At 56.0% G+C, this 26,701-nt stretch carries 26 protein-coding genes; 14 read left to right on the top strand and 12 right to left on the bottom strand.

Translation table 11 applies throughout. The features are described from left to right. Positions 1 to 287 precede the first annotated feature (287 nt). Together ppdK and G340_RS0113990 are read left to right on the top strand one after the other, a co-directional pair. A complete protein-coding gene (gene ppdK / locus G340_RS0113995) occupies positions 288 to 2,927 on the top strand; it encodes a pyruvate, phosphate dikinase (protein WP_020074277.1) in 2,640 nt (879 codons plus the stop codon). A gap of 220 nt (positions 2,928 to 3,147) precedes the next feature. Then, a complete protein-coding gene (locus tag G340_RS0113990; RefSeq protein WP_154653228.1) occupies positions 3,148 to 4,122 on the top strand; it encodes a DUF5104 domain-containing protein in 975 nt (324 codons plus the stop codon). Between the two features lie 48 nt (positions 4,123 to 4,170). On the opposite strand, the gene G340_RS18095 is transcribed toward G340_RS0113990, so the two are convergent. Further along, positions 4,171 to 4,374 carry a hypothetical protein gene (locus G340_RS18095; RefSeq protein WP_154653227.1) on the bottom strand — a complete coding sequence of 68 codons (204 nt, stop codon included), beginning with the start codon at positions 4,372 to 4,374 and terminating at the stop codon, positions 4,171 to 4,173. Between the two features lie 129 nt (positions 4,375 to 4,503). Between G340_RS18095 and G340_RS0113985 the strand changes: the two genes are divergently transcribed. The 3 genes from G340_RS0113985 (at position 4,504) to G340_RS0113975 (ending at position 6,791) form a co-directional block, all read left to right on the top strand. Continuing rightward, positions 4,504 to 5,766 (top strand): hypothetical protein, encoded by a 1,263-nt coding sequence (locus G340_RS0113985; RefSeq protein ID WP_020074275.1) that lies wholly within the window; start codon positions 4,504 to 4,506, stop codon positions 5,764 to 5,766. Positions 5,767 to 5,917: 151 nt separating this feature from the next. Beyond that, entirely contained in the window at positions 5,918 to 6,343 is a 426-nt protein-coding gene (locus G340_RS0113980; RefSeq protein ID WP_020074274.1) for a bacteriohemerythrin, read from the top strand. Continuing rightward, positions 6,336 to 6,791 carry a chemotaxis protein CheX gene (locus G340_RS0113975; RefSeq protein WP_020074273.1) on the top strand — a complete coding sequence of 152 codons (456 nt, stop codon included), beginning with the start codon at positions 6,336 to 6,338 and terminating at the stop codon, positions 6,789 to 6,791. The genes G340_RS0113980 and G340_RS0113975 overlap by 8 nt, the downstream gene beginning before the upstream one ends. 61 nt (positions 6,792 to 6,852) lie before the next feature. Here the strand turns inward: G340_RS0113975 and G340_RS0113970 are convergent, their stop codons facing one another. Next, positions 6,853 to 7,521, bottom strand: coding sequence for a trimeric intracellular cation channel family protein (locus G340_RS0113970; protein ID WP_020074272.1), 669 nt, complete (start codon positions 7,519 to 7,521; stop codon positions 6,853 to 6,855). A 140-nt stretch (positions 7,522 to 7,661) separates the two neighbouring features. Beyond that, the gene (locus G340_RS0113965; protein WP_027104016.1) at positions 7,662 to 8,456 is read right to left on the bottom strand and encodes an HAD family hydrolase; all 795 of its coding nucleotides are present in this window, start codon (positions 8,454 to 8,456) and stop codon (positions 7,662 to 7,664) included. Positions 8,457 to 8,636: 180 nt separating this feature from the next. Between G340_RS0113965 and spoVAE the strand changes: the two genes are divergently transcribed. After that, on the top strand, positions 8,637 to 8,993 hold the full coding sequence (gene spoVAE / locus G340_RS0113960; RefSeq protein WP_020074270.1) for a stage V sporulation protein AE: 357 nt from the start codon (positions 8,637 to 8,639) through the stop codon (positions 8,991 to 8,993). 66 nt (positions 8,994 to 9,059) lie between these two features. On the opposite strand, the gene G340_RS18280 is transcribed toward spoVAE, so the two are convergent. Both G340_RS18280 and rpsT read right to left on the bottom strand, forming a co-directional pair. Continuing rightward, the gene (locus G340_RS18280) at positions 9,060 to 9,212 is read right to left on the bottom strand and encodes a hypothetical protein (protein ID WP_009060536.1); all 153 of its coding nucleotides are present in this window, start codon (positions 9,210 to 9,212) and stop codon (positions 9,060 to 9,062) included. A gap of 306 nt (positions 9,213 to 9,518) precedes the next feature. Beyond that, positions 9,519 to 9,785 carry a 30S ribosomal protein S20 gene (gene rpsT / locus G340_RS0113950; protein ID WP_020074269.1) on the bottom strand — a complete coding sequence of 89 codons (267 nt, stop codon included), beginning with the start codon at positions 9,783 to 9,785 and terminating at the stop codon, positions 9,519 to 9,521. A gap of 136 nt (positions 9,786 to 9,921) precedes the next feature. Here rpsT and gpr point away from each other — a divergent pair, with 136 nt between their 5' ends. The 4 genes from gpr to G340_RS18090 all read left to right on the top strand — a co-directional run bounded on the left by gpr (position 9,922) and on the right by G340_RS18090 (position 13,242). Beyond that, positions 9,922 to 10,809 carry a GPR endopeptidase gene (gpr, locus tag G340_RS0113945; protein WP_020074268.1) on the top strand — a complete coding sequence of 296 codons (888 nt, stop codon included), beginning with the start codon at positions 9,922 to 9,924 and terminating at the stop codon, positions 10,807 to 10,809. A gap of 65 nt (positions 10,810 to 10,874) precedes the next feature. Further along, complete coding sequence (gene spoIIP, locus G340_RS0113940) at positions 10,875 to 12,041, top strand: stage II sporulation protein P (protein ID WP_020074267.1); 1,167 nt, start codon at positions 10,875 to 10,877, stop codon at positions 12,039 to 12,041. Between the two features lie 101 nt (positions 12,042 to 12,142). Beyond that, positions 12,143 to 12,460 (top strand): hypothetical protein, encoded by a 318-nt coding sequence (locus tag G340_RS0113935; RefSeq protein WP_020074266.1) that lies wholly within the window; start codon positions 12,143 to 12,145, stop codon positions 12,458 to 12,460. 110 nt (positions 12,461 to 12,570) lie between these two features. Beyond that, positions 12,571 to 13,242, top strand: a complete 672-nt coding sequence (locus G340_RS18090) for a hypothetical protein (protein WP_033402311.1) — start codon at positions 12,571 to 12,573, stop codon at positions 13,240 to 13,242. A 330-nt stretch (positions 13,243 to 13,572) separates the two neighbouring features. Here G340_RS18090 and G340_RS0113920 read toward each other — a convergent pair whose 3' ends face one another. The 3 genes from G340_RS0113920 to G340_RS0113905 form a co-directional block, all read right to left on the bottom strand. Beyond that, positions 13,573 to 14,478, bottom strand: a complete 906-nt coding sequence (locus G340_RS0113920) for a PhzF family isomerase (RefSeq protein WP_020074263.1) — start codon at positions 14,476 to 14,478, stop codon at positions 13,573 to 13,575. A gap of 478 nt (positions 14,479 to 14,956) precedes the next feature. Further along, the gene (locus G340_RS0113910; RefSeq protein WP_020074261.1) at positions 14,957 to 15,733 is read right to left on the bottom strand and encodes a sulfite exporter TauE/SafE family protein; all 777 of its coding nucleotides are present in this window, start codon (positions 15,731 to 15,733) and stop codon (positions 14,957 to 14,959) included. 475 nt (positions 15,734 to 16,208) lie between these two features. Then, the gene (locus tag G340_RS0113905) at positions 16,209 to 18,506 is read right to left on the bottom strand and encodes a cell division FtsA domain-containing protein (protein WP_020074260.1); all 2,298 of its coding nucleotides are present in this window, start codon (positions 18,504 to 18,506) and stop codon (positions 16,209 to 16,211) included. 276 nt (positions 18,507 to 18,782) lie between these two features. Between G340_RS0113905 and G340_RS0113900 the strand changes: the two genes are divergently transcribed. The 4 genes from G340_RS0113900 to G340_RS0113885 all read left to right on the top strand — a co-directional run bounded on the left by G340_RS0113900 (position 18,783) and on the right by G340_RS0113885 (position 22,461). Beyond that, entirely contained in the window at positions 18,783 to 19,406 is a 624-nt protein-coding gene (locus G340_RS0113900; protein ID WP_020074259.1) for a potassium channel family protein, read from the top strand. 103 nt (positions 19,407 to 19,509) lie between these two features. Continuing rightward, the gene (locus G340_RS0113895) at positions 19,510 to 20,175 is read left to right on the top strand and encodes a potassium channel family protein (protein WP_020074258.1); all 666 of its coding nucleotides are present in this window, start codon (positions 19,510 to 19,512) and stop codon (positions 20,173 to 20,175) included. A 332-nt stretch (positions 20,176 to 20,507) separates the two neighbouring features. Beyond that, on the top strand, positions 20,508 to 21,044 hold the full coding sequence (locus G340_RS0113890; RefSeq protein ID WP_020074257.1) for a QueT transporter family protein: 537 nt from the start codon (positions 20,508 to 20,510) through the stop codon (positions 21,042 to 21,044). A gap of 28 nt (positions 21,045 to 21,072) precedes the next feature. Beyond that, positions 21,073 to 22,461: a TrkH family potassium uptake protein gene (locus tag G340_RS0113885; protein WP_020074256.1), complete on the top strand. Its 1,389-nt coding sequence runs from the start codon at positions 21,073 to 21,075 to the stop codon at positions 22,459 to 22,461. Between the two features lie 117 nt (positions 22,462 to 22,578). On the opposite strand, the gene G340_RS0113880 is transcribed toward G340_RS0113885, so the two are convergent. From G340_RS0113880 to G340_RS0113865, 4 genes are read right to left on the bottom strand one after another with little or no spacing between them, the layout of a single operon-like run. After that, positions 22,579 to 23,343: a TIGR03943 family putative permease subunit gene (locus G340_RS0113880; RefSeq protein WP_020074255.1), complete on the bottom strand. Its 765-nt coding sequence runs from the start codon at positions 23,341 to 23,343 to the stop codon at positions 22,579 to 22,581. Positions 23,344 to 23,349: 6 nt separating this feature from the next. Further along, positions 23,350 to 24,909 (bottom strand): permease, encoded by a 1,560-nt coding sequence (locus G340_RS0113875; protein WP_020074254.1) that lies wholly within the window; start codon positions 24,907 to 24,909, stop codon positions 23,350 to 23,352. Positions 24,910 to 24,913: 4 nt separating this feature from the next. After that, positions 24,914 to 25,852, bottom strand: a complete 939-nt coding sequence (locus G340_RS0113870) for a CobW family GTP-binding protein (RefSeq protein ID WP_020074253.1) — start codon at positions 25,850 to 25,852, stop codon at positions 24,914 to 24,916. A gap of 20 nt (positions 25,853 to 25,872) precedes the next feature. Further along, positions 25,873 to 26,700 (bottom strand): metal ABC transporter permease, encoded by an 828-nt coding sequence (locus tag G340_RS0113865; RefSeq protein ID WP_033402314.1) that lies wholly within the window; start codon positions 26,698 to 26,700, stop codon positions 25,873 to 25,875. Position 26,701: the final 1 nt, after the last annotated feature.

Below are 26,701 nucleotides of genomic sequence, written 5' to 3'. Positions count from 1 at the left end.
AAAAATTTGCAGAAAAATGTGACCGCGCAGTGCTGTGTGGAGGGAAACTTGTAATTATGGATAGTTCTGTGAAGGGATATTTGTGAAAGAATTACTAATCCCATGATTCCGGGCATTTTCGGTTCGGTAAGGAGGAAGAATATTCATAAAAAATTATTCTTTTAGATGGAAAATAGGATGGATTTTTGGTGGTGATTTTGATATAATCCACAATAGATGTCCAATTGTTTATCCTAACAGAGGATAACTGGTTCAATAGATTCCTTAAAATTATAGGAGGTAGAAGAATGAGTCATAAGTATGTGTACCTGTTTTCGGAAGGAAACGGCAGCATGAGAAACCTGCTGGGCGGCAAAGGCGCTAACCTGGCGGAAATGACGGTACTGGGAATGCCCGTACCGCAGGGGTTTACCATTACTACGGAAGCCTGCACCCAGTATTATAACGACGGCAGACAGATCAATGAGGAAATTCAGGGGCAGATTTCTGATTATTTGGCCAAGATGGAAGAGATCTGCGGCAAAAAATTCGGCGACGCCAAAAACCCGCTGCTGGTTTCCGTGCGTTCCGGCGCCCGCGCTTCCATGCCCGGCATGATGGATACCATTCTCAACTTGGGTCTGAATGATACCGTGGTGGAGGGCCTGGCCGCACTGACCAACAACCCCCGCTTTGCTTACGACTCCTACCGCCGATTCATCCAGATGTTCTCTGACGTTGTGATGGAGATTCCCAAAAGCGACTTCGAGCGCGTGATCGACGCGAAGAAGAAAGAGCGCGGCGTGAAGCAGGACACCGAGCTCGACACCGAGGATATGAAGGACCTGGTCGTGCGCTTTAAGGCCTTGTACCGCGAGAGAAAGGGAACCGATTTCCCCACCGAGCCCCGCGTACAGCTGATGGAAGCCGTGAAGGCCGTGTTCCGCTCCTGGGACAACCCCCGTGCGAACGTGTACCGCCGCATCAACGAAATCCCCTATGACTGGGGCACCGCGGTCAATGTGCAGTCCATGGTGTTCGGCAACATGGGCAACACCTCCGGCACAGGCGTTGCGTTTACCCGTAACCCTGCTACCGGCGAAAAGAAGCTGTTTGGTGAGTACCTCATCAATGCGCAGGGAGAAGACGTTGTGGCCGGTATCCGTACTCCCGAGCCAATCGACCATTTGAACAGCATTATGCCCGACGTGTACACTCAGTTCGCAGAGACTGCTCAGCGTCTGGAAGACCACTACACCGACATGCAGGACATGGAGTTCACCATTGAAAACGGCAAGCTGTATATGCTTCAGACCAGAAACGGCAAGCGTACCGCGGCTGCCGCTTTGAAGATTGCCGTGGATCTGGTGGAGGAAGGCAAGATCAGCACCGAAGAGGCTGTTCTGCGCGTAGAGCCCAAGCAGCTCGATTCCCTGCTGCATCCCCAGTTTGACCCCACCGAGCTGAAGAAGGCTCAGGCGATCGGCAAGGGCCTGGCGGCTTCCCCCGGAGCGGCATGCGGACGCGTTGTATTCAGCGCTGAGGACGCCAAGGCATGGAGCGACAAGGGCGAGAAGGTCATTCTCGTCCGTCTGGAAACCTCCCCGGAGGACATTGAAGGCATGGCGGTTGCACAGGGCATTCTCACCGTTCGCGGCGGCATGACCTCTCACGCGGCGGTTGTTGCGCGCGGCATGGGAACCTGCTGCGTATCCGGCTGCGGCGAAATTTCCATGCATGAAGAAGAGAAATACTTTACCCTGGGCGGCCAGACCGTTCGCGAGGGCGATTATATCTCCATCGACGGCAGCACCGGCAGCATCTACGGCCAGGCTCTGCCCACCGTGGAGGCTTCGATTTCCGGCGACTTTGACAAGTATATGACTTGGGCGGATCAGGTGCGCCGCCTGAAGGTTTACACCAATGCGGATACCCCCCGCGACGCGGCGCAGGGCAAGGCGTTCGGCGCGCAGGGCATCGGCCTGTGCCGCACCGAGCACATGTTCTTTGAGGGCGACCGCATCAAGGCGATGCGCGAGATGATCGTCGCCAAAACGACGGACGCCCGCCGCAAGGCGCTGGCAAAGCTTCTGCCCTACCAGCAGAGCGACTTTGAGGGCATTTACGACGTGATGGAAGAGCTGCCGGTCGTCATCCGCTTTATCGACCCGCCTCTGCACGAGTTCCTGCCCACCAAGGAAGAGGATATCAAAGAGATTTCCGAGGAGCTTGGCCTGACCGTTGAAGAGCTCAAAGAGGTTATCGCGAGCCTGCACGAGTTTAACCCGATGATGGGTCACCGCGGCTGCCGCCTGACGGTTTCCTATCCGGAAATCGCCGAAATGCAGACCACCGCTGTGATCACCGCGGCAATCAATATTTCCCGCAAGAAGAACATCAGCATCGTTCCCGAGATCATGATCCCGCTCGTCGGCGAGGTCAAGGAGCTCAAGTTCGTCAAGGATGTCGTTACCTCCACCGCGGATAAGCTCATCGCGGAGTCCGGCATTTCGATGAAGTATGAGGTCGGTACCATGATCGAGATCCCCCGTGCCGCTCTGACTGCGGACGAGATCGCGACGGAAGCGGACTTCTTCAGCTTCGGTACCAACGACCTGACCCAGATGACCTTCGGCTTCAGCCGTGACGACGCCGGCAAGTTCCTCGATTACTACTACGAGAATAAGATTTACGAGTCCGATCCCTTTGCGCATATCGACCAGAAGGGTGTTGGCAAGCTCGTTGAAATGGCCACTGAGAAGGGCCGCGGTGCCAATGCACACCTGCATGTGGGCATTTGCGGCGAGCACGGCGGCGATCCCACGTCTGTGGAATTCTGCCACCGCACCGGCCTCGACTATGTTTCCTGCTCGCCCTTCCGTGTTCCGATCGCCCGCCTGGCCGCTGCGCAGGCCGCGGTAAAGGAAAAGAGAGCGGCTGCGAAATAAGAGCCGGTCAAATGACCTTATTGGGAATCAATAAAATATTTCTATAAAAAACAGGGGATTGCGTCTTGGTAAATGATGCCGATCCCCTGCTTTTTGCGGATGAATATTGTAAATCGATTCCTCTATGCTGATTTAAAATCAAATTTCCTGCGCACATAATCAATAAGTCCAACCTGTTTTTTAACATAAGGGTTTTAGGTTTTCAATTAGGAGATGGACAGTGAGATTTTTAAAAGTTGTATGTGTGATGATGACCTGCGTTATGATCGCGGTGACGTTACCGGGTTGTGCCGCCGCCTCTCCATTCATATCAGAACGGTTGAAGCTCTTGGATTCAAAAGCCATGAAAGAAAAGCAATCCAATTTGCAAATGTCAAAAGATATTCTGAACTGCCTGAGCGAAAACGATGCGCAAGGCCTGAAAGCTTTGTTGTGCTTAAAAACACAGGGGCTGACAGACATTGATAAACAGATCCTTTCGGCCTTTGATTTTTTTAAGGGCAGAGTCGTTTCCTTTAACCAAGAGGATTTATCGGGCTATGAAGAAGAATCCATCGACGGCGGAAAAACAACATTTCTGGAAAGGTCGTGGCGTATTCAAGAGATCAAGACGGATGAGGGCGCGACTTATGAAATTGACATGAACGCTTATATTGTTTGTGATGACGATAAAGATAGGGAAGGCATTTCTCAAATCACAATCACCAGTGGCGACGGCACAGAATTCAAGATAGGCTATCGATGGCCTTTACACTATGATGAGGGTCTGGATTTATCGATCGACGTCGTAAAGTGTTTTGATGAAAGAGATGCGGATGGCCTAAAAGCAATGCTATGCACGAAAACGCAGCAAACAGAAAGGATCGATCGACAAATTCAGTCGGGGTTGAACTTTTTGGAAGGCAGAGCGACCTTTGGCAAAGTTGGAACTGTAGATGGACATGATCTTTTTGATGGCGACCATGACTGGAATGCTTATGTAGATGACAAAGAAAAGGTAGAAAATGGCCAGCCAACCCGCACTTCAATCGCTGTGCGTGTGGAAAACATTGAAATGGATACAGGAAAAATATATCGTCTGAAATTTTATGCGATTCTTCTTTGCCGTGAAGAGAAAAGCCTGGAAGGAATCTCACAAATCATCATTCAAAACGATGAGGGAAAAGAACTTGCCATAGGAGAGAGAGTCGACTAGATTCAAAAGCGTTTGCTTTCAGGGTACACACCCTGTTTGTTTCCTGGGTCAAAATAAGAAATCGGAACAGCAAAGAACGGGATAAAATGAATTATCATTTATTTTTGTAATAAGCAGATTTCTATCGCGAATATCGCAAAAATATTTTTTTAATAAAAATCTAGCAAGGATCAAACCTTTTGAAAGGCTTTGATTGGCATAGAAACCAAATTGTTTTACAGAATAAAATGTGTTAACTCCATCGTTTTCCATGCCTTAACCCGCGAATTGCCAGAATGATTACAGTTCCGTTATTCTCATTGACTTTTCGCTTTGATTCCCGTAATATATCGTCATATTACACAATCTGATTTACTGCTGCCGGAAAGATGGTGTTCAGATATGACGAATATTCGCCGCTGTTTGGCCACAGCGCTTGTCGCATTTTGCACGTTTGTGTCAATGACGGCAGGCTGTGCTCCGAACCCAGAATCGGTGGGAGTCACCGAGGTTTCCAATGCGCAGGAGGCCCCGCAGACTGCGGTGAAGCCGGCCGATCAGGGCACGGGAAGGCGCTTTGCCGCAAAGCCTGCAAAAAAGCCGCTGGTAGACCGTGGGAGCTTCAGCTCGTCCTTCCTGAATCTTCAAAAAATCTACAGTCTCGCCGCTGTTCCTACATATGACGGATACAATCAGGTCACGCATCCCAAAATTCTGTATTTCCCCAAGCGCTGGAACGGGTATCAATACTGGATGTCCGTCACACCGTACCCTTTTGGAAATGACGACTTTGAAAATCCCTGCATTGTCACCTCAAATGACGGGAAAACGTGGGTGACGCCCGTCGGCCTGAAAAACCCGATTACGGGGGTACCCTCCGACGTGAAGATCGGCGCGCACTATTCCGATTCCCACCTTGTGATGTGCGGAAATAAAATGGAGATGTGGTACCGCTACAATAAGGGCAACCCAAAGACGAGGCATACGGACTCCGGCACGGACTATTATTACCGCACCATCAGTCAGGACGGGCTGAATTGGTCTGTGCCGCAGCTGATGCAGAAATCGAACAAGGGCCTGATCAGCCTTGCCGTCAACTATGAGGATAACAGGTATCAATTTTGGTACACCACGGCTCAAAAGCGGCTGATGCACGCGGAAAGCGCCAACGGGACGGCCTGGAGCGACCCGCAGCCATGCTCCATCGAGCTGCCGGAGGGCTACCTGCCGTGGCATCAGGATATCATTCACTACCAGAGCGTCTACTATTTGCTCCAGACCGGCATTCGGCAGAAGGAGTATTCCTTTGCGCTGTTCTTGTCCAAATCCACCGATGGCATCCACTTTACAAAGGGCGTGCCGTTCTACCCCAGCGACAACCCGGTCATCCTGCATAACACGTGGCTGTACCGCAGCACCGTGTATGCGGACGGCGACACGCTGCGCATGATGATTTCGTACCGTCTGCCGCAGAAAAAATGGTACATGACTGCGGCCTCTGTTTCCGTTCAGCAGTGGAACGATGCGTGCGATTTGCACAAGCCCCTGATTCTGCCGGACCCCACGGCGAAAGCGCCCGCGCAGAAAAAAGAGGAACAGAAGCCCCCGCAGAAGATCGTTCCCAATCTGGCCGCTCAGACTGCGTCGAAAAAAATTCCCGCATGAATTCTTCCCCGCCCGGAATGCCGAAAACATTTTTCTTGTTTGGGCGTCCTGCGCGGGGATTCCTTTTGGAGGAATAATATGGTATCATACTGGTGAATACTGCGGAAAATGTCGAATTACCGCGAATGCGTTGAGTGAAAGGGGAGTTACCATGCTCTGGAAAGAAAAATATATGCTTGGGGTTCCGCTGATCGACGAGCAGCATCAGGAGCTGTTTCGGCGTGTAACCGATTTTGTTGAGACGGTCAGAAAGCCCATTCCATGGGAGCAGAAGACCGAACAGGTCAACCGGACCCTGGATTTTATGAAGGATTATGTGGTTACGCATTTTCACGATGAGGAAAACCTGCAGCGCGAGCTGGGGTATCCCGAGCTGCCGTCGCACAGAAAGCTGCACCAGGAAATGGTGGCCTATGTGGTGAGCGTTTCCCGCCAATATGAGGAGAGCGGCAATCAGGAGCAGCTGATGCAGCAGTTCGCGGGGCGCCTGCTGGCCTGGCTGATCAACCACGTGGCCTCTGAGGACCAGAAGATTGCGGATTTTGCCAGGAGAAAGGAGCAGGAGACCCATGAATAACACACTGCACCTTTCCTTTTTTGAAGCAACCCGCGAGGTGTTCGAGCTGATGCTCGACCTGCAGAAGGTCTCGGAGAGCGCCGTTGCCCCCGGGGAGGACGCCTGCGGCAACCTGACCATTTCCATCGGCGTTATCGGCGATTTGACGGGCGATATCCTGTACACGTTCCCGAAAGAAACGATGCTCGAAATGGTGCGCATCATGACCGGCGGAATGGAAGTGAGTGAGGTGGACGACTTTGTCACCTCCGCAATCGGTGAGATCTCCAATATCATCAGCGGCAAGGCGATGATCGCCCTGTCAGAAAGGAATGTCGTCTGCGACATTTTGCCGCCCAAGGTGGTGGAAAGCGAAGAGAGCGTATGCGCTTATCCGGTGGATTCCAACACGAAGATCAACACCGAAATCGGCAGTGTCGGCCTTGAGGTTCGCCTGCAAAGCAAATAACAGCCTGCAGAACAAAGCGCCCCGAACCGGGAATACGAACCGGTTCGGGGCGCTTTTTATGTTATTCGGATGGGTTCGGTTTCTCCTGATCCTCCTGTGACGCAATGGAGGGAACGTGTATATTGAAGTACAGGCTGAGCATCCGGATGCTCACGGTGAGGACTACGCTGAGCAGCACGGCAATGGAATGCGGAATGTACATGCGGGCCAGGTAATACAGCAGCGCGCCCGCCACAGAGGCCAGAGCGTAAATTTCGCGCCGCAGAATCACGGGAATCCGCTGTACCAGAATGTCGCGGATCATGCCGCCGCCCACGCCGGTGAGCATGGCGACAAAGATGCACAGAAAGCCTTGCTTTTCATACCCGGCGGAAATCGCGGCGTCCACACCGATTACGGTGAACACCCCAAGGCCCAGGGCGTCGGAAATATAGTAGCTCCACGTGTAGACGGGGCTTCCGCCGTTCACAAACCGGCGGAAGCGGCCAAGCGCCAGCAGAAGGAACGTGGTGATCGACGCGACGATCAGATACATGGGGTTCACCAGTCCCACGGGGGGAGACACCCCCAGAATGACGTCTCGCAAAACGCCGCCGCCGATGGAAGTGGTGACGGCCAGCAGAAAAATTCCGAAATAATCCAGCTTGTGCTGCATAGCGATAATAGCACCCGAAATCGCGAAAGCCACCGTGCCGACGACTTCAAACACAAGCAAAAGTGCGGTTGGCATATTGTTTCCCCCTCGGCGCAGACGGCGCACCCGTCTCATCGCCTGTTGTGATGCGTTTGCTTTGAAAGCGTGTTCCTTCCCCGGGCATCTCAAAAGCCGCGCGGCCGCAAAATCGTTTGATTCGCGCAGCGCGTTCCTGGTCAGATCAGGCCCAAATGCCGCAGGCCCTTTTCAATTCCGCCGCAGAGCATGGAATCCGTGACATAATCCGCGGCAGCTTTGGCTTCGGGCACGCCGTTTTCCATGGCCACGCCCACCCCCACGGCTTTCAGCATGGTCACGTCGTTCGTTCCGTCGCCGAAGGCCACGGTGTCTTTCAGGTCGATTCCGGCGTGCCGGCAGAAAAAGCGGATGGCCTCGGCCTTGTCCTGATTCGGGAAGGACAAATCGCCCGAGTGGCCGCCCGGGTGCAGATTCAGCACCATCGAACCGGTGAACGCAGGGCGGCATCTCTCGTAGTGGCCCCGGTCGGCAAAGATGCAGTCTACCGCGCCGGCCTGCACCTGCTCCGGTTCCCAGTTGGTGACGATGTAATCCCCCAGATTGTAAACCCGGTTCAAAAGTGCGGTCATTTCAGGGGTTAAATTGCGGCCCCAGCCGTGGCGCATGCCGACAAAGTTATAGGAAACGCCGAACGAATCAAAATGTTCCATGATTTCGAGCACACGCTCGGGGGAAAAGAATTTTTGCAGAATGGTTTTCCCCTCATATACTACGTGCGTACCGTTCATCGCAATGTAGCTTGTAAAAAAGTCCCCGAACATCTTTTGGATGAACGGCTCCTGACGGCCGGAGCAGATGGCCACTCCATGCCCGTTTTGCCTTGCCAGGCGGATGGCCTGCAGCGTGCCGTCCGGCACAAAATACCCCTCTTTGCCGGAGGCGAGCAGGGTTCCGTCTATGTCAAAGAAAATCATTTTTTTCAGTGGAATCACTCCTTACGGTGAATGTTGCTGTGCCAGAATACCGCGGGAGAAACGCGCCGGCTGCTCCGCGCAGAACGGGCGGCAAAACCGCCGGTTTGGGCAGAGCGCCGGTTCGTCCGCTCTGCGATACATAATTGCAGGGCGAGGCGGAAACAATAGACCTTGAAAAAACGGAAAGGATCTGAATCCATGGAATATATCAAGGCTTTTGTGGTAGGCGGTCTGATCTGCGTGGTCGGTCAGATACTGATCGACAGAACAAAGCTGACCCCTGCCCGGATTTTGGTGATGTTTGTCACGCTCGGCGTCGTTTTAACGGCGGTCGGCCTGTATGAGCCGCTGGTGCAGTTTGCCGGAGCCGGGGCCACGGTGCCGCTGTCCGGCTTTGGCTACACCATGGCCAAGGGGACGCAAGAAGCGGTGCGCGAGCATGGCCTGCTCGGCGCGCTGATGGGCGGCGTTACCTCCAGCGCGGCGGGGATCGCGGCGGCGGTATTCTTCGGCTACCTTGCGGCGCTCATTGCAAAGCCGGGTGATAAGTCGTAACAAAACAAAACGGGCAGGAACGGGAACAAAAGCTCCTGTTACCCTGCCCGGTTTTTTTGCTTTCACTTACTGGATGGAGTAATCCAAATAATGCTCCAGCTCTTCTTCATCCTTTTTCTTCTTTTCAAGGAACAGAAGCGTGGTCGTGACGATAGCGGCTACCGCAACGGCAGCGGAAACAATTCCAAGGATCAGTGCCAACGTATTGTTTTTCCTCATTACAAAACGCCTCCAAAAACAAATTAAGCTTCCCAGTGTTCATTCCATTCATCTGTTTGTCTTTATGATACCCAAAAATGATGCAAAAGTCAATTCACATGCGGTTTGTGATGAAAAAGTAAAAAATACCACGCTCATCCCCGCCGCAGGTGAAATGAATCAACCCTTTTTCACCGTCTGGAAAGAATTCAGGCGCCAAGGGAAGCGGACGAACGCGAAAAGCTGCAACCAAGCGGTATTGCAAAAGTAAAAAAAGCAGAGCACAACGCTCTGCTTTTCAATACAAAGATTTTGAAAACAACCGGATCAGGACGCACTGGTTGTGTTCAGCTTGCGGGCAAGGGCAGACTTCCTTCTGGCGGCGGTTTTTTTGTGAAGGATTCCCTTAGCAGCAGCTTGGTCAATCTTCTTTATCGCAATACGAACAGCCTCCGCCTTGTCCTCAGCCTGAGCCTCAAGAGCAAGGTTGGCCTTCTTAATCTCTGTTTTCAAAGCAGAATTGATCGCTTTGTTCTGAAGAGTTTTGGTAGCGATTACCTTAACGCGCTTCTTGGCTGATTTAATATTCGGCATAGTCACACCTCCTTTGTCGCATCTGTCATATAACAAAAATCTTAGCACAAAAAAAGAAAAAATGCAAGAATTTTTTCTACCTTTTCGCAAGGCCTTAATAACTCAGTAAGTATATCACAAGAGAGGAGAAAATGCAATGATTTTTCGCACGGATTTGGCGATTGAAGCCACCGAAACGATTACGCATCCGTTCCCCGATATTTCGCAGACCGAGGAACAGCACGGCAGCTGCAAAATCACGCGCATCCGCGTAGAGGGGCCGGAGGGAGCAAAGCAGCTCAATAAAGAAATGGGGAATTATGTCACGCTCGAAATGCCCCCGATTTCAGACACAGTAGATCTGGAGGACGAGTGCCAGGAGCTTTTGCGAAAGGAAATTGCGGCGCTGCTGCCGCAGGAGGGACTTGTGCTGGTGGCGGGGCTCGGCAACCGGCAGATTACGCCGGACGCGCTCGGCCCGCAAACGACGGCACGGGTGCTTGCCACACGACATATCAAGGGCGAGCTTGCGCGGGTGACGGGGCTGACCGGCCTGCGCGGCGCGGCGGTGATCACTCCCGGCGTTCTGGGCGACACCGGCCTTGAAACGGTGGAGTTTTTGCAGGGTATTTGCAGGCAGCTGAACCCGTGCGCCGTTGTGGTGATCGACGCTCTGGCCGCGCGCAGCCTGGCCAGGCTTGGCTGCACCGTGCAGCTGAGCGACACCGGCATTTCCCCCGGCGAGGGAGTGGGCAACCTGCGCCCGCGCATCGACCAGCACACGATGGGCGTGCCGGTGATCGGCATCGGCGTTCCTACCGTGGTGGATGTGGAGACGCTGGCGCTCGATTTGTTTGGGGGCGACCGCACCCGCACGGAGCGGAGCGAGGAGCGCCTGGCGCCGCGCGGCGCGCGCATGGTGGTCACGCCCAGAGAGATCGATCTGCTGGTATCCAGAGCGGCCCAAATGCTGGCCATGGGAATCAACCGCGCGCTGAATCCCAGCCTTTCTGTAGAGGATCTGACCATGCTGACCGCACCGTAAGCGGAAGGTATATCCCCAAGCGTTGACGCATACCAATAGGTAGCAGTCTGTTTGGGGAGAAGCATATGAAAATTATCAATTATAAAAACAAAAAGAGAGGCGGAAACTCGCCGCTGCGCAGCGCGGCGGCTTTGGCGGTCGCCGTTGTTTCCGTCGCCTGTTTTGCCGCGCGCCTTGGGCCGCAGGTGCTGGCCCAAAGGGAAGCAGCGGCGCTGGCCGCCGCCGGATTTATTATGCCCGACGGAGCGGCGGAGCTTTTGCGTACAGGCCTTACGGAAGAGGACATCGATGAAAATCCCGAAACGGAGCACAACCAGCCGGAGGAATCCTCCAAAGCGGTGCGCGACCCGGCGGAGGTTCAAAGCACTCCTTCTTCCTCTTCGGCGCAGGCAGGCAGCTCGCAGGCCCCGCCGGCACCAAGCCAGGCGCCTGCGGCCAGCGGCTCCGGCGCGCCGATTCAGGAGCTGGCAATTCAAAACTCCGGCGTGCAGTATCAGAATATCTTTGTAAAAAATACCAATCAAAATCACAAAATTGACATCAAAGCGGAATTGGAAAAGCCACCTGCGGTCAAAATACAAGCAGACAGCAAGCCGCAGGTGCTGATTTACCACACGCACACGACGGAGGCCTATCTGTTGCAGGAGGCCGCTTCGGTTCCGGCCGGTTCCGAAAGCAGAAGCACAGACACCACCCGCAGCGTGGTGATGGTGGGCAACGCGATCGCGGCGCAGCTCAAGGCGGTGGGAATCGGCGTGGTGCACGACACGACCATTCACGATTCCCCGGCGTACAACGGCTCCTATAACCGCTCGAAGCAGACCATGGCAAAGTACTTGAAGCAGTACCCCGGCATTCAGGTCACTTTAGATATTCACCGCGATTCCATGACGGCCTCGAACGGAACGCGGTATAAGCCCACGGCGGTGATCAACGGGAAGAAGGCGGCGCAGATCATGATTTTATCGGGCTGTGACGACGACGGCACCCTCGGGTTCCCGAACTGGGAGTATAACCTCCGCCTGGGCGTGCGGATTCAGAAGCAGCTGTCGGATTTGTACCCCGGGTTGGCGCGCCCCCTCAATTTCTGCCCGCGCCAATACAATCTGAATATGACGAAAGGGTCTTTGCTGGTCGAAGTCGGCACCGAGGTCAACACGCTGGACGAAGCGGTTTATTCCGGCGAGCTGTTCGGCGCGGCCCTTGCAAAAACGCTTTTGGCGCTGAAGTAACCCTTTGTTTTCGTGTATGGCCGGTCCTTTCTTCCTCGTGCTGGGCGGGGGAGAAAGGGTGCCTTTTCAAGTGATATTTCAAAGCAAAAGGAGACGCAATCGTGAAGGACGTGAAAGAAAGGCGCTGCTTTTGGGCGTCGTTTTTTACAACACTCTGCCTGATCATGCTGGTGTGCGGAATGATCACCGTGGATTACCAGAGCGCGCGGGTCGGCTTTGGGCAGAGCCAGCCGCTGATTCGGATATTGGTGAGCGAGGAAAAAACCAGCCTGAGCATCCATATTATGGGAGCGGGCGGAGAATGGGATATTACCGCGTTGGACCAGTGGGTTCAGAACGCGGAAAACGTGGCGGTAACGGCTGTGGAGGAAGGCCGAAAGCTCCTGGAGCAGATTCCGTTACAAAAAGCTTACAAATAGGTTCAAAGATTGCTTTTTACGACGTTTTTTGTTATACTTGTTTGTGTGAGAAAGACAGCAGGCTTTGAAATGTGGAACCAGTGCAGGAATAATCGATGGAGGAATCGCACATGTTCAGAAGAAAACGGGTAATGGTGTCTATGCTGACACTGGTACTGGGCTTTTCCCTCATTTGCACACCGGTTCTGGCAACCTCGGCCGAACCGGCCGTGCAGGGCCAGTCTCAAACAAACCCGGGCGACACGGCCTCCGCGCCGGTCAGCACGCCGGGGCAGCAAAGCTCTTCGGCGCCGGTCAGCAGCGCGCCGCCGCAGGTATCGTCTTCCGCCGCAAGCAAACCGGCGAGCTCGTCTTCCACTCCGGTGTCCTCCAAGGCGTCGTCGTCCCGCAGCGCTTCCTCCAAACCGACAAAGAAAAAGGTTGTGCCGCCGTCGCGGGCCTCTTCTTCTGAAATCTCCAGCAGCGAGGCGGGGGAGTTCTGGGGCGTTTCGGAGGTTCCCTCTTCCGGCATTTCTCTGCCGCCGGTCGGCTCAGTCAGCGAGGTGGAGAATTTGATCGGCTCGGGCGTGGAGGTACAAACGCCGAAAACCATGAACTGGTGGGGCGTTCTCTCCTGGGCATTGATCGGCCTTGGAATTCTGATCGTCGTGATCGTATTGCTCAGCACTCTTCGCAGGCCGCCTCCGGGTGGGCCGGGCCGCAAGCGCTATCGCCGCCATCCGTTTCCGACGAAGAAAAAGCGGCTGCTCAATGATAAATACTACCGCAATAAATACGATTGATACTATTGATGAAAACGCCTTCGGCTGGTTCCGAAGGCATTTTTTTACCCTGCTTTCAAGAGGAGTATGCTCTTTTGCTCAAGCAGGGAGTTTTTTTGCTGTAAAGGGAATCCCTTTTCTCGGGAAAGCGCCGCGGCATTTTTGCCGGGCCGAATCGCAAAATCCCGGCGAGGGGAGCAAAGTCAAATGCCTTTTCGCTGTAAAGCGGAAATGCTTTTCAGTGGGAAACGGCCTGTTTTTCCGCTTTCTGCCGGTTTCGGCTTCTAAAATCTATCGGATCAGCAAAAGAGGGAATCTGCCGGCGGCAGATTCCCTCTTGAGGATTGCTCATTACAGCTCGAGCTGTGCGCGGAACACGATCACGGCGCTTCCCGAAATCCGGATTTCCACCGGTTCTTTGTTTTGCAGGCCGACCTCTACCGCAATGATTCCGGCGCGGTCCATCGCCTTGCCCTGCAAAGCGGAAAAGCGCAGCCGCCCGTCCACCGGCTGCAGAAACCCGTAGTGGGCCAGGTACCCGCCCAGCGGCCCGTTCGCGTTGCCTGTAACGGGATCCTCGCGCACGCCGCTGATGGGTGCGAACATTCTGCCGCAGAACAGGTAGTCGGCATTTTGCGGGGCCGGTGCGAATACATAGTAGCCGTTGCAGCCTATTTTTTCGCTCAGGCGGCAGAGCGCGTCCCAATCCGGCTCCAGATTGTCGAGAACCTCCTCGCTCAGAATCGGAACCATGATTTTGCCGAACCCGGTAGAAACCTCCTGAATCGGCCAGCCCTCGCGCAGCTGGTCGGGCGAAAGGCGCAGCGCGGTACAAAGCTCCTGCTTTTGCGCCTCGTCAAACGGGTGCCCCAGGCGGAAAAGCCCTTGTGTCATCGTAATGCGGATGGAATCGTTCTCCCGCACAATATCCACGGGCAGGATTCCCGCGCCGATTTTCTGCATGATTCTGCCGGAGGGCAGGTTCTGCTCCAGCGCGCGCACATAGTGGGCCGCCACCGTGGCGTGGCCGCACATGGGCACCTCGCGTACCGGTGTGAAAAAGCGCACCTCTACGTCATACTCCGGGGAATCGGAAGAAAAAACGAAGGCTGTTTCCGAATTGTTCAGTTCCCTTGCAATCTCCTGCATTTGAATCTCTGTCAGACCATCCGCGCCCAGCACTACACCGGCGGGATTCCCCCGAAACTGCTGTTCGGTGAAGGCATCAACCTGATACAAATGGTATTTTTTTGACATGTTTTTCCCTCCTGTAATAAATTTCACTGCTTTTTTGAAAGCTTATACCGAAATTCAACGAACCATACCGGAGTGGCTCCGGCACGGGAAGCGTAAAAAACACCTGCTTTTGGGAACGGGATTCTGCCTGTATTCGGTCGAAATTGTCCGAAGAATACAAGCACAACAGGAAAACAGAAAGATAGAAGGACGGAATTTGCCGGTTATGAAAGAAGTAGAATACAATATGTATATTGACTAAATAATGATCCAATCGGTAAATAGATTACCCGGTTTTGCGGAGAAAGGACGAAAAGCAGAGAAATCTGCGGCTGTATTTTCAGAAAAGACGCAACTTGCACTGCTTTCTTTCGCCATCCGGCAGTAGCGTATGTTTTGCGAGCTCTGTAAAGTCTTAAAAAGACATCTTGGACCATACAATTAGTATATTTTGCAGAAAATTAAACTGTATGGATACAATTAATCTTACTTTGTCGAATTATGCAGGCAGAACAATGTCGTATGCCACCTTGCAGAACAGAAGAATCAAAGAAACGATCAGCATGGGCCGAATGACCTTTGTGTTGTAGCGCAGAGCCAATCCGGAGCCGATGTAGTTGCCCAGAATACCGAACACCGCGCCCGGCAGGCCCAGAACAAACATGACCTTGCCGGCCAGCGCAAAGGTGAGCAGCGAAGAAATGTTGGACATCAGGTTGACCACCTTCGCGTTCCCGGAGGCTGTGGTGGAATCAAAGCGGGTGAGTCCGGTGAACAGAAAGATCAGGAACGTGCCGGTGCCGGGGCCGAAAAATCCGTCGTAGGTGCCGATGACAAAGCCGATGCCCAAAGAAAGCACCGTCAGCAGCGACGGCTTGAGAAAAGCGTGTTCGTCTGCTTCTCCCCGATTTTTCTTCTTTTTCAAGGTAATAAAGGCGATGACAGGCAGAACGCCAAGCAGCAGGTAGCGCAGATATTCTTCGTTTAGCACCATGTTCAGCCGCGCCCCCAGCGCCGCGCCGACCAGCGCCATTGCGCCCGCAATCCCCGCCGTGCGCAGGTGGATTTTTCCGCCCCGCAGGTAACGGAGGGTCGCCACGAGTGTGCCGGCGGTGGAAGAAAGTTTGTTTGTTCCCATCGCGAGGTGAGGGGACAGGCCGATGGCCAGATATGCGGGCAGTGTGATCAGCCCGCCGCCGCCGGAGATGGAATCAACAAATCCCCCCAGAAACGTGCAGGTGCACACAACGATTATTTGCAGCAGTAAGTCATCCATGAATTTCGCTCCTTTTGGCCGTTCTGCATGGCCTTTGGCATTTGATTCAGATTAAAGATAAATAACGATGCAGTCCCCAAAAACTGCCTGAACTGTTCAATAAGAAAGCTCCGTTTCGGCTTGCGGCGTGAGGTGATTATATCATCCAATCAGATACAAACGTTCTGAATCTGGCTTGTTTCCGAGACCGCTAAGCGGATGATTCAATGCTCTCTCAGTCGCCCAAAACTCCGCTTCGGCTTGCGGCGTGAGGTTATTATAGCGGAATTCGCCGGGGACTACAATAGAAGAGTGCTTTTAGTGAAATATAAAAAATCATAAGAGCTCATAGAGAAAAACGATAGGTGTGCCGAAACGCGAAAAATGAGAGCTTCTTTAAAAGGTATGGGGCGCTCCTGTGTCTGGTGTATGGGAGAATCAAAAAAATCGACGCAAAAATTCCCGCCGCAGCAGCATGCGGCGGGAAGCAACGAGTTCAGGGCTTCCTGATTTGGCCGTCCCAGTAGATTTCCACCTCGTCTCCGTCCTTGAGCGGCTCCAGGTAGCTGGCTTCGTGCCCATTGACGCGCAGGACGATCGCTCCCTGCGGCGTGGTGAGGTCGACATCCACCAGATTCAGCGTATCAATCAGGCAGTAGGGGGAACGATCCGTTTTCCCATCCAGCCGGACGGCTCGCCCATTTAAAATCACAAAGACGGGCGGCGTAGGGAGCTGAGGTGCCTGTTCCTGCTGCGTGGCAGAGGCTTGTTCCGCAGCCTGTGCGGCAAAAAGGCCGCTCTGCGGCTCCGGGAACAGCACGGCGGTGCCCGGTGTCTGTGGTTTCGGGCCTTCTTCCCGTGCAAGGCCCGCCGCCTCCTGCGCGAGCAGATCCGAAAGATCCGGCTGCATGGCGGCTGCCTTCGGCTGCGCCGGTTCGGCAGGAGCGGCCCGCAGATCCTCGTGCGGAGCTTTTCCTTTTTCCGGGAACGGCGCTTCGGATTTCTCCCAGTTCACGGGCTCCACCCGGTCGCCGGGCCGCAGCAGCGTGTGCGGGGGAACCGCGTCGCCGTTCACCAGAAAAGGCGTTCCCTCCGGCACACCGGCAAAGGATAACAGCTGCTCCAGCGTGCTGACGGGCCGGGTGCGCACCCGGTCGCGGGCGTGGATGGCCTGCTCCGGCGTGCCGGGCTGGCCGTTGATCACGGCGCGCAGGCCGAGGGCAACCTCTTGGCCGCCCAGAAAAACCGTTCCGGGGGAGTGCAGGTCGATCACATCGCCCAGCGTCAGCGCGGCGTCCCTGCCGTTCTGCGCCGGCTCAAAAAGAATGGAATCGCCCGCCCGCACTGTGTCGGAGAGAGACGCATCCCTTCCGTTGAGCTGAATTTTGGCCAGTGTGGGGTGTCCCCCGTAGATCACTTTGTTTTCTCCGTCGAGCTCGAATACCAGGCTTTTGCCGGAGCGCCCCATCATCTGGTCGTGCCGCCAGCCGTTCATGAGCAGAACATCCAGCACCGAAAGGCTGTTGCTGCGGAACAGCTTGGCCCTCGCGCCGTTGAGCAGAATCGTAAAGCTGTCGCTGATCAGGTTCAGCGCGGAGGAAACGGCGATTCCCAGCGGCGTAGCGAATTCGGGGGTAGTCAGCGACGGGTCGGCCTTGGTCAGGTAAGTGGAAAAATTTCGCCCGCCCAGCGCGACGCGGGTAGGGGGGAGCTCCAAAAGCTCCGCCACACAGGCGCACAGCCCCGGCAGCTTGCTGCCGCCGCCCACCAGAAACACGGCGCTGGGCGCTGCGCCGTTCGCTTTCAGAATCTGCCCGCTGATTTCTTCCGCCAGGCGCCGCAGTACGGGAGTAATCTTTTCTTTCAGCTCCGCCGCCGAAATCTGCTGCTCCAACCCCAGAATGTCCTGAAACGAAACGTCCTCCTCCTGCCCCAGCTTCATCTTGATTTTCTCCGCTGTGGGGAAATCCACCAGGTATTCGCGCATCAGAGCTTCGGTAACCTCGTCTCCCGCGATGGTGGCCATGGTGTAGCCCACCACGCCGCCGTCCTTTGACACGGCAATATCCGAGGTACCCGCGCCAATGTCGACCAGAGCGAGGTTTAAAAGACGAAGGCTCTGCGGAATCGCCGCGTTCATGGCGGCGATCGGCTCCAGCGTCAGGCTAGCAACCTCAAGACCGCACTTCTGCATGGCGGAGTACAGGCTGTCCACCACCTCGCGCGGCAGGAACGTGGCGATCACGTCCGCCGCGAGCTGCTGGCCGCGGTGGTCGAGCAGGCTTGCCAGGGGGTAGTTGTCCAGCAGGTAGCGCGACACGGAATACCCCACCAGATAAAACACGGAGCGGCTGTCCTCCTCCAAAGAGGGCGAAAACTCCTGCTCCGCCTGCTGCACCGCCCCCGCCTCGAGCCGGCACAGGATTTCGGGGGTGATTACCTGCGGGCTTTGCAGCTCCAGCTCAAAATGCACCTCGCAGGTGCGCAGGGCGCGGCCGGCCGCCGCCACGCAGACCCGTTTCAACGGGTACCCCACCCGAGCCTCCAGCCGGTTTTTGACCAGCCCGGCCACGCGGCTCACCTGCTCAATGTCTTCAATCTGCCCGTCAATCATCGCGCGCTTTTCGTGCTCCGCAATTTCCACGGCGCAAACCTCAAGCCGCTCGCCCCGGGGCAGCCCCACAATGCCGATCACGCTGCGGGTGCCGATATCCAGCGCAAACACATAGTTTTCCGGCGGGATTTTCTCTCCGGTATCCGTGGCCGGCAGACCCGCCTGGTTTTCTTCTTGCATGAAAAAAGACCTCCGCTTCTTCTGTGTTCGCCAAACTTAGACCAAATCATACCATATATATTACAATAAGAAAGGGAAAAATGCAATTATTCCGCGTCGGGAATGCCCCGTCTTATCCGCAAAAAAAACAAAACGGAACAGACGCTGGACAGAACACGGCAAAGATGATATGATGGTGCTGTTATCAGGCGGAAAGCCCCGGGCGCCGCGCGGTTTTGCGGGCTGCCTCGGGGCGGTTATTTGTTTTGGTCATTCAAAGAACCGGAGGGAAAGTCATTGAATATTTTGGTGGTGGGCTGCGGGCGCCTTGGCTCCGCGCTGGCCGAACAGCTTGACCGGGAGGGCCACGACGTAGCCGTGGTGGACGGGCAGGAGGAAAACCTGCTGCGCCTGTCCGAAACCTTCAGCGGCGTCAAGGTGACAGGCATGCCCATGGATCAGAGTGTGCTGCAGGCGGCTGGGGTCGAAAACTGCGACGCGGTTGCGGTCGTCACCCCGGACGACAATCTGAATATAACGGTCGCGCAGATCGTCAAGAATTTTTTTGGGGTAGAAAACGTGGTGGCCCGGATTTCAGACCCCCGGCGGGAAAGCGTGTTCCACCGGTTTGGGCTGCGCACCGTCTGCCCGACCAATCTTGCGGCGGACGCCATGAACACGGTGCTCACCTCGCCCTGGGAGCCGGTGCAGATGACGTTTGAAACGGCTTCGGTCACCTTCCGCGTGAAAGAAGTGGACGAACAGTATGTTGGAAAAAGCATTTCCGCCATTCCGATGGAAGACGGCTGGGTGCCGTTCGGCGTGATTCATTCCAACTTTGAATCCGAACTGTACGACCACCGCAACGATATTCTGCTGCGCGCGGGCGAAAAGCTGATGCAGGCGCATGTCAGCGACTGATACGGAATCGATGCTTTAAAGCGAAACGGAGTTCTTTCCCCCGGCACTGCGGGGGATTGGTTCGATACACGAAAGGAAAGACCGGTATAAAGGGAGAAATACAATGAAGATAGTCATCATGGGGGGCGGCAAGCTGGGATACAACGTGGCCCGCAATATGCTCGACCGCAAATATCAGGTGCACCTGATCGAAAAGGAATACGCCAAGTGCGTCAAGATCGCGAATGATCTGGGCGTTGAGGTGACCTGCGGCGACGGCACCGAGCTCTCCATTCTGGAAAATGCCTCCACAAAGGATGCCGACGCGTTTATCGCGGTGACCGGCAGCGACCAGGATAATCTGGTGGCGGCCCAGCTCGCCAAAATGGAGTTTGGCGCCAAAAAGGTGATTGTGCGCGCGAACAATCCCCGCAATCTGGAGGTTTTGCGCACCATGGGGCCGGATATTGCCGTGTCCAGCACAGAGATCATCACCAATATGATCGAGCAGGAGGTCGACCTGGCCGAAATGCATCTGCTGGCTACCCTGAATAAGGGCCGCGCGGGCATTTGCAGCATGGTGCTGCCGCCCGATACCTCTTTGCACGGCGTGCGCCTGATGGACGTTTCTCTGCCGGAAAATACGCTGATCATTTCCGTGATGCGCGGCGGGCAGATGATCATCCCCAATGGCCGCTCGGTGCTCCACGCGGGCGACCAGGTGGTGGCGGTGTGCGAAAATAAAAGCCAGAAGAAGCTGCTCCATATTCTCGGCGAGCGGATTCACTGAAGGGGCCGTACCGCCTGAGTCCCCGAAGCATCGCAGCCCGAAAGGGGCTCCTACCCAATTCGCTCGCCGTACTGCCGTGTGCCCGCGGAGACTTTTACCGGCGGATTTCGGCCGGTATAACACGCGCCTGCTTTTTTATTTGCGGCGACGGCCGCTCTGCGGTTTTCGGCGCTGCACATTTTGCAGCAATTTTAAAGCGCTGTTAGCCGAGTATAAAAATGGGAAAAGTGAATTGCATTTTTTGAAGAAAAGGAGTATTCTATATTCCGTGCCCAAAGGGCATAGTCAGTCGCAAGATCCTGACTTAAAATAAAACTACGGAGGAATGAAAAATGAAAACATCTGTATCCCGGCGCACCGCATTTTTAGTGCAGGGCGCTATGACCGCCGCCCTTTACGTGGTGCTGACGTTCCTGTCGTCGGCCATGGGGCTTGCCTACGGGCCGGTTCAGTTCCGGCTGTCCGAAGCGCTCACGATTCTGCCGGCATTCACGCCGGCGGCGATTCCCGGCCTTGCGATCGGGTGCCTGCTTTCAAATCTGGGCAGCCCGTACGGCGTGGTGGACATTGTGTGTGGCACCGGCGCCACCTTGCTGGCAGCGGTCGTTTCTTATCAGCTGCGCCGCTTCCGCCTGCACGGCCTTCCGGTTTTGTCCGCTTTGCCGCCCATTGTGTGCAATGCGCTGGTTATCGGTGCGGAGCTGGCCTTCTTTTTGCCGTCCGGCTTTACGATAGCCGGGTTTTTCGCGGCGGGGGTCTCCGTTGGCGCGGGCGAGCTGGTCGTGCTTGCGGTACTGGGGCTGCCACTGGCGGCGATCCTTGAAAAATCCGGAACGGCGCAAAAGCTGTTTGGCCAGACGGGATACTGATTGAATCTTTGAGGGAGTAAGGGAATCCATGGGCCTTGGCACAGTTCTAAGCAAAAAAATGAGAACCACTCCGCCGGTTCGCTTTGTAGTGATCAGCTTTTTGATCCTGATTTTGATCGGCGGGCTGGTGTTAGCGCTGCCCATTTGTTCCCGTAGCGGGCAGGGCACGCGTCTGCCGGATGCCCTGTTCACTTCCGTGTCTGCGGTGTGCGTTACGGGCCTGAGCAAGTTTGATACCTGGGTGCACTGGAGTGCGTTCGGCCAGGTGGTGATCTTGCTGCTGATTCAGCTTGGCGGCCTCGGAATTATCACCCTTACCACGGGCTTTACGCTTCTGTTCCGGCAGAAGCTGGGGCTGCGCGAGCTTTCTCTTGCCGCGCGTGAAAACCTGCAGGGAGAAAACCTGAATATTTCCCAGCTGCTGCGCATGATTCTCACCGTCACGTTTGTGGCGGAGGGCGCGGGCGTTCTTTTGATGGCCCTGCGCTTTGTGCCGCAGTTCGGGCCTTACGGAATTTGGCTCTCGATATTTCATGCCGTTTCGGCCTACTGCAACGCCGGGTTTGATATCATGGGGTTTCTGAAGCCGTACGGCAGTCTTGTGCCGTACGCGGGCGACCCTCTTGTGATGATTCCGACCTATTTGCTCATGCTAGTGGGTGGCCTCGGCTTTGTGGTGATCAACGATGTGTACTACAACAAAATCTATCGCCGCGTCAGGGGGCAAAAGCCCTCGCCGCTGAGCTTTCACTCCGCGGTGGTTCTTATCAGCGAGCTGGTTCTGCTCGCCTTTGGCATGCTGGCCTTTTTGTCTTTGGAATATGACAACACACTGCGCGGCATGAACTGGGGAGATAAGATCATTACCGCGTGGTTTCAGTCGAACACCGTGCGCACCGCCGGCTTTACGGCGGTGGATGTGACACAGCAGCGGGACGTGACCACGCTGATCTCGCTGGTGCTGAGCTTTATCGGAACCGCGCCCTGCTCCACCGGCGGCGGTATTCGTACCACCACTCTGGTTGTGCTTGGCGCTACGGTGATCAGTGTGCTGCGCGGGCGCGAGAAAACGGTCGTCTGCCGCCATTTGATCAGCCACACGGCGGTGTACCGCGCGCTGACGATTTTTATCGGGAACGTGGTGACGGTGCTGGTTACGGCCGGCGTGGTGCTTCTGTGCAATTCCGAAAAGCATGTCGGCGCGATGGTCGCCTTGCAGGAGGCCGTTGCGGCGTGCAGTACCATCGGGATCAGTCCCAGCCTGACGCCGCTTTTGGACGACCCCTCTCTGATCGCGCTTTCCGTGGCGATGTTCATCGGCCGTGTCGGGCTGGTGTCGTTCGGGCTTTCCGTTTCTGCCCGCCATGTGGGCAAGCCGGGCTGTGTAATGCCGGAGGCCCGAATCATTGTTGGCTGAACCATTCCCTCAAAATACAATTTATCCCGATCAAAAAAAGGGGCTGTCGCAAAACCAAAGTTTTGCGACAGCCCCTTTTTATTTGTGCAATAACCATCAAACCGGTTCGCCCGCCGCTTACACGGGGTACAAATACCCCACGACCTCTTTCGCCGGCGTAATTGCGGTAACGGTGATCTGCGGCTCCGGCGAGCCCTGGTAATCCTCATAGTGGAGGGTGCCCTCCGCCGTGACCCAGCTGTCGGCTTTCAGCTCGCCGGTTTTGTCGTATTGGCACAGCAGGCCTACCGGCGTCAAATCTGCGACACAGCAGGTCATCATCAGTCGGGCCGGAACAAATTCGTTGTCCTTCATCTGCGTGGAATCGCGGAAGACATAACCGGTCATGCGAATGTGATAGCCGTCGTATTTCTGTGGATTCTCGTACAGGGCGGAAATCCACAGGTAAAATTCGCTGTCGCTCACCGTGATGGTTTTGTTCGCTTCGTCCAGCCCCGTCAAGGAGCCGTAGGCGGGCTCAGACTGGCTTGGAAGCTGCTGTGCCTGCTGGGTGGTGGTTCCGGGATTGGTCGCCCCCACGTAGCCGGAGGAAAGCGAAGAGGATGTCACCGCGCTGTGCGGAAGCAGCAGGAGCAGAATCGGAATGGCGAGGGTCAGGCAATGCGCCGTGCGCATTCTTTGTACGGAGCGGGTGCGGCGCAGCAGGCCGAATATGCCCCATATCGCCATCACTCCAACGGTAAAGTACAGGTACGGCAGCGTTTTGGGCGTGACATACTGCAAGTAGCCGCCGGTGACTGCCAGGTAGAGAATCATGGCGGCAAAGGATAAGCAGCAGGCGGCCTCCAGCAGGGCCTGCGGGCTGGGTGTTCTTTTTTCCATAGCCAATCAGCCTCCTACAAAAAAGCGTGCGGTGGTGTACACGACCACAAAGCAGACGGCAAAGCAGACAAACAGCAGCTTTGCCACGAAACGGCGGGAAAATCCGCCGGACAGCATCAGAACGTTCTTGATATCCATCATCGGGCCGAATACGAGAAAGCCCATCACCGGCGCCAGCGGGAAGCGGGACGCAAAGCTCTTCGCGACAACGGCGTCGGAGGAGGAGCACAGCGACAGCAAAAACGCCAGCGCCATCATCAGCAGCAGAGAGAGGGCAAAATCCGTAGGGGTTTGCAGCAGCAGAGAATTCGTCATCGTCACCTGGAAAACCGCGGCGAGAAACGCGCCCACGGTCAGGTACTTTGCCACGCTGAAGAACTCGGCCTGCGAATGCCGCAGCAAAAGCGAAAGCTTTTCTCCCGGGGTGGAGGCGTCCCCGGCCCCTCCGTAGCAGCCGCACGAACACATGATGCGGTCGTATCCGGCGGAAAGGGCGGGCAGCCTGCCGGGGCGCAGCGCGAACCAGCAGCCGATCAGCACCGCCGAGAGAATCCCCATGCCCACCCGGCCCAGCATGACCGAAAGGTTTCCGTTAAAGGCCGCATAGGTTGAGAGCATCACCACGGGGTTGATCACCGGGGTGGCGGTCATAAAGGTGACTGCTGCGGGCAGCGGTACGCCCTTTCGCACCAGACTGCGGAAGATCGGGATGGAAGCGCAGTCGCATACCGGCAGGCAGAAGCCCGCCAGAATTGCGACCAGCATTCCGCCCGCCAGATTTTTGGGGAAGAGCCGCTCAATGGCCCGCTGTGGGATCAGCACCTGAATCGCCGAGGAGATCAGCACGCCGATCAGCAAAAAGGGGATGGCCTGCAGCATGATGCCGAGAAAGATGTTGATCACCGTGTTCACACGGGTCTGCGACAGATGAAACGCCGCCTCCGCGACAAGATACAGCGTTGCAAAGGCGAGAATCGATGTGGCAAACACCGCGGCGGGGTTTGTTTTCCTGCGGGTAGCCCGCGCCAGAATTTCTTCACGGGACTCGTCGTCCACAACGCGCACACCGGGGTTTATCTCGCGCAGGAGCCGCCGCGCCTTGCGGAATTCGGCATCTGTAAAAGCGCCCCGCAGCACCGCAAAATCGCACGCGGCAATCTGTTCGGGCAAAGCGGAGCCGGTTCGGCCCAACAACTGGTCGAGTGTTTGCGCGTCCGCCAGATGGACCATTCGTTGAATCCGGCAGCCGGAAAGCTCCGGATGCGAAAACAGCGCGTACAGCTCCGTAAGCGGCGTTACGCCGTTCCATTCCACCCAGATTTCCTCCGGTGGGGTTTCCGCTACGTAATGGCCGATGCTCATGGCGGCCTTTTCCGGGGAGTCCTCCAGCACGCGCTTGGGCACGATCATCACGTCGCAGCCGGTTTTGTTCGAGATCTCCTCCACCCCCGACTCAAACTGAACGATCAGGCGGCGCATTTTGGGTTCCTGCTGGAACAGATGGTTCAGTAAGGTCGTTTTGCCGGACTCCAGAAAGCCCGTGAGTACATAAACGGGTATTGCCACGCGATCACTCCTTCCCGAAAATCCTTTTGAGCTCCTGTTCGCGCAGGCCGCTGCCGATCAGGCACAGGGAACCGGGCTGCAAATTGCACGGGGTCAGATTCAGTTCGCCGGGCAGGTACTGTACCATGGCAGGGCCCTTCGGTGTGCTGACAACGCCCTTGGCACGCAGGATACTGCCCGGTCTGTCTGCTTCGGCGGCCCGGAACGCCGCCTCCAGCTCCTGCCGGGTGACCGTGCGGGAGAGAGAAAGGGTAACGGTATCAAACGCCTCTTGGGCCGAATGGTCGTGGCCGCATTCCCCGTCGTGGGGATGCCTGTGGCGGCAGCACTCTTCGTGGCAATCCGCCGCGGGTGCGGCGGAGCCGCCCAGCAGAGCGGAGAGATCGAGGGATTCCCAGGCTTGGGCGAAAAGCTGCGCCTTGGGGGCCATAGCGGTCAAAAGCGTTTTGGCGCGTTCGACCTGATCGGGGTTCTGTTCGGTGCGGCTGAGCAGAATCGCGTCCGCGTGCTGAATCTGATCCTCGTAAAATTCCCCGAAATTGTCTAAGTACATGCGGCAGCGCACAACGTCCGCCACGGTGATCCTGCGCCGTATCCGCGCCGTATCCGCAATTTTTGGGGAGCGGCAGGCGCTTTCAATGTCCGAAAGCTTCCCCACGCCGGAGGGCTCAATGAGAATCTGCTTTGGGGAAAATTCCCGCAGCACCTCCAGAATCGCCGCCTGAAAATCACCGCTCAAACTGCAGCAGATGCACCCGGCGCTCAGCTCCTTCACGGCAAAGCCGCCGGAGCGGATCAGCGAGGTGTCGAGGCTGACCTCGCCAAAGTCGTTTTCAATCACCACGGTTTCCCGCGGGTCGAATCTCTCCCGCAGCAAACGGTCGATCAGTGTGGTTTTTCCGGCGCCCAAAAAGCCGGAAATGATGTAGATGTCAGTTTTCATTGGATTCTCCTTATGTGGGGTCACGCGCCGGCGCGCCCCCTGGCTCCAAACAGACTTTTTGCGAGCAGAATGACCACCAGCACGACAACGCCGATCAGAACGATCGTCGCGCCGGGCCGCAGCCGGGCATAGTACGACAGAAACAGGCCCGAAACGGTGAACAAAAGCGCGAATACGATCGACCAAAGCACCGTCTGCCGGTAGCTTCTGGCGATCTGCATTGCGCAGGTGACGGGGATCACCATCAGGGAAGAGATGATCAGCGCGCCGACGGTGCGGGCCGCCACCGAGACGGTAACGGCGGTCAGGATCGTGAAAATAAAGTTGACGGTTTTTACCGGAACGCCGGCCAGCCGGGCGGTGCGCTCATCCAGAGTGATCAAAAACAGCTCCCGGTACAGCACCACAAAGCACACCAGCACCGCCGCGCTGATGCAGCAGACGAGGATCAGCTCAAAGTCGCTGATGGCGACGATGCTGCCGAACAGAAAGCTGTTGAAGTTCGCGGCGCTCTTGACAAAGCTCGATAAAACACCGGCCAGCCCGACCCCGGCGGACAGGATGATGGCGATGGAGAGCTCGGAGTATTTGGGGATTTTTTTGCGGATGGCCTCAATGCTCAGCGCGGCGGCGATGCACGCCGCAACCGCGCCCAGAATCGGGTTGATCCCCAGCACCAGACCGGCGGCGACACCCGCAAGGCTGGTGTGGGACAGCGCGTCGCCCATCATCGAAAGGCGCTTTAGCACCACAACAATGCCGATGCAGGGGACAGTGGCCGCCAGCAGGATGCCGACCAGAAAGGCCCGCCGCATAAACTCATAGTCCAAAATGGACACCAAAACCATT

The sequence above is a fragment of the Faecalispora sporosphaeroides DSM 1294 genome (assembly GCA_000383295.1).
Taxonomy (GTDB): domain Bacteria; phylum Bacillota; class Clostridia; order Oscillospirales; family Acutalibacteraceae; genus Faecalispora; species Faecalispora sporosphaeroides.
The sequence above is the reverse complement of the archived record's forward strand: the minus strand, read 5'-3'. Positions and strand labels throughout refer to the sequence as shown.